The organism is Synechococcus sp. OH2, from assembly GCF_047462155.1.
Classification (GTDB): Bacteria; Cyanobacteriota; Cyanobacteriia; order Thermostichales; family Thermostichaceae; genus Thermostichus.
The window spans coordinates 1,116-3,796 of the sequence record NZ_JANSIR010000076.1 but is presented as its reverse complement, the minus strand read 5'-3'; the positions used below and the strand labels follow the sequence as shown (position 1 = coordinate 3,796).

At 62.4% G+C, this 2,681-nt stretch carries 3 protein-coding genes and 1 pseudogene; 2 read left to right on the top strand and 2 right to left on the bottom strand.

Features of this window, described 5'->3' with window-relative positions; translation table 11 throughout:
• A partial coding sequence (locus NW835_RS06430; RefSeq protein WP_414414828.1) for a sodium:solute symporter family protein occupies positions 1–1,006 on the top strand: 1,006 nt, incomplete at its 5' end.
• A gap of 102 nt (positions 1,007–1,108) precedes the next feature.
• On the opposite strand, the gene NW835_RS06425 is transcribed toward NW835_RS06430, so the two are convergent.
• Together NW835_RS06425 and clpS are read right to left on the bottom strand one after the other, a co-directional pair.
• On the bottom strand, positions 1,109–1,915 hold the full coding sequence (locus NW835_RS06425) for a lysostaphin resistance A-like protein (RefSeq protein ID WP_414338270.1): 807 nt from the start codon (positions 1,913–1,915) through the stop codon (positions 1,109–1,111).
• 15 nt (positions 1,916–1,930) lie between these two features.
• Complete coding sequence (gene clpS, locus NW835_RS06420) at positions 1,931–2,212, bottom strand: ATP-dependent Clp protease adapter ClpS (RefSeq protein ID WP_414333897.1); 282 nt, start codon at positions 2,210–2,212, stop codon at positions 1,931–1,933.
• 274 nt (positions 2,213–2,486) lie between these two features.
• On the opposite strand from clpS, the pseudogene NW835_RS06415 reads away from it, so the two are divergent.
• Positions 2,487–2,681: pseudogene (locus tag NW835_RS06415) on the top strand (alkaline phosphatase); the annotation flags it as partial.

The following is a 2,681-nucleotide window of genomic DNA, read 5'->3' as shown; positions in this document are numbered from 1 at the left end:
GGGGGAAGGGATCCCCTACTGGCCCCTGGCGGTGGGGGTGGCGCTGGTCATCCTGGGCTATGTCCTCTTCGGCGGCTCCCAGGCCGTGGTCTGGACGGACGTGGTGCAGGGGATCATCTTGGTTGTGGGGATGGGAGTGGCCTTTGTGGCCGTGGCCTTGAGTTGGGGCCAAGAGGCCGGCAGCCGGTTGGATCCCTGGCTGAGCTTGCCCGGCCCCCAGGGGCGCTGGAGCTGGCAGACCCTGCTTGGCAACCAACTGCTGTTTTTGATGGCTACGCCCCTTTTCCCCCAATTTTTTCAGCGCTTCTACATGGCCAAAAGTGCCTGTCCCTTCCAGACCCTGATGGTGGTCTGGCCGCTGCTGATTCTACTGGTGTTCTTCCCAGCAGCCCTCATTGGCGTCTGGGGTCGGCTGGCTTTTCCTGACCTGCAGCAGCCGGATCAGATCATGCCGCTGATGTTGCAGACCCTGCCCAGCGGCGTGGCGGCAGTGGTGATTACAGCGGCGCTGGCGGCTTTGATGTCTACGGCGGACTCGCAACTGCTAACAGCCAGCTCCCTGGTTACCCGGGATCTGGTGGTTACCTTGCTCAAGCGCCAGCTTTCTCCGCACCAGGAGGAGCTGTTGGGCCGCTGGGTGGTGCTGGGGATTGGGCTGGTTTCCTTTGCCATTGCCGTCAGGCCACCGGGGCTCATCGCCCAGATCGCCACCTGGAGCTTTCAGGGCAACGCCATGCTCTTTCCCCTCTTGATTGCCGGCCTGTACTGGAAGCGGGCTACCCGCGCCGGGGCCGTAGCCGGAGCTTTGGTTTCCAGCGGTCTCACCTTGGGCTGGCTGGCGGGCCTGTTGCCCCAAGCCTGGACGGGGGGCTGGCTGCCGGTGATCCCGGCGGTGGTTGTCGGCACGGCGGTGCTGGTGGGGGTGAGCTTGCTCACTCAGCCCGACCAGGAGAGGCTGGCCGCCTACTATGAGAGCGGCCCTTGGGGGGAGGAGATCTCGAAATAACTGGATTGAGACAGATCCCTCACCCCCGGCCCCTCTCCCTGAGGGACGACCCTCACCCCCGGCCCCTCTCCCTGAGGGAGAGGGGAGATGCTTCGGCGTTGTTCAGCTTCTGTCGGTGGCCAACCTCTTGAGAACAAGGAAGGTGCCGCCCAGGAAGAGCAGGCCCATCAGCCCGGCTAGGGGGTTGCCGCCGATGCCGGTAAGCCACTCTGGCGCCCTGCCGGTGTACTCGATCCAAGCCAAGTTGTTGACCCAGGTGATGCCCCACACCCAGCCGGCGTGCAGCCCCAGGCTGAGTCCTAGCTTGTTTTGGTTCCACACCTTGGCCTGAGCCAGCAGCAGGCCCATCAGCCACAGTCCCGGAAACTGGGGCCAGGTGGCGAGGATCTCTGCTGGCGGCTTCAAAAAGTGGGCCAAAGCAAAGAGAAGGCTGGATCCCCACAGAGCGCTTGTCCAGCCGTAGTCCAAGGCCATCTCCTGCAGCAGCCAGCCGCGGAACAACAGCTCTTCTGCCAGGGCCACCGCCAGGCCCACCCCTAGCCCCAGCAAGCCATAGCCCAGCAGGGATCCCCCTTCCACCGGCCGCCAGCTCAGCCAGCCCAGGGCCCCCTCCAGGCCAAAGAGCAGAAAAAGCCCGCCCACACCCATCCCCAGGCCCCAGAGGATCCCAGCTCGGCAGGCCCAACTCTTGTCCAGGCCATAGGCGGCAAACCCAGATCCCCACAGCCACAGCCAAAGGAGCAGTAGAGCATACAGCGGCAGCCAGAGGTACTCTCGGCCAAAGAAAAATCCCCCCAGGCCGACCCACGGTAGCCAGGCCAAAAGGGGGATCCCCAAAAACAGCAACAGCCGCAGCGGCAAGGGAAAGGCCTTGAGTTTGCCAATCAGCTCAGCAGTCGGCAGGCCCACCCAAACCGCTCCTAACTAGCGTTCCGGCTCGATCGAGCTGGTGAGGCCGTGCTGGCGCAGCTGCTCGCAGTAAAACTCCGCGTGCTCCCGCGGCACCACGATGACCACAGCAACGCCGTTGTTGTGGGCTTCCAACATGATCTCGGTGGCTTGCGGCGGCATCATCGATGGAATGACCTTCACCAGCACCTGCACCACGTACTCCATGGTGTTGACATCGTCGTTGTGCAGCAACACCCGGTACATGGGCATATGCTTCGGGGTTACAGAAGGCTTAACCAGAGTCTCCGTAGCCACGACGATCCCTCCTTGGGTCAACAAGAGGTTCCAGAACGCAAAACCGAAAACAAAGCCAAAAAGCAAAAAACCTTAATGGAATTTTAGCCTTCGCAGGAAGGGCTATGAAAAGGCCGCGGAGAACCCAAGCCTCAGGTCTGGCGTTCTTAAACAGAAGCTAACCCAGTTTTCACCGGCCCACAACCTCAGTTTGGGCGCAGAAGTGCTTGACTAGGGGCAATTGGCCATTGTTGCGGATCCCTTTACATTTGCCTGCGTCGCTGAGGTTAGCTGTATGAGTTCCCTGCGTTCCCGTCGCTTTTTCCTGCAGTTGCTGATGTTTGGCGGTGGGGCAGCCGCCCTGGCCGCCTGTGGGGGCACCTCCAGTTCTTCTATCCCGCCGCTGGGAGAGCCGGGATTTCCCCAGGGGGTGTTTGCCGGGGATCCCACCTCTGAGGGGGCGGTGCTTTCCACGCGAGTGGTGCCGGCC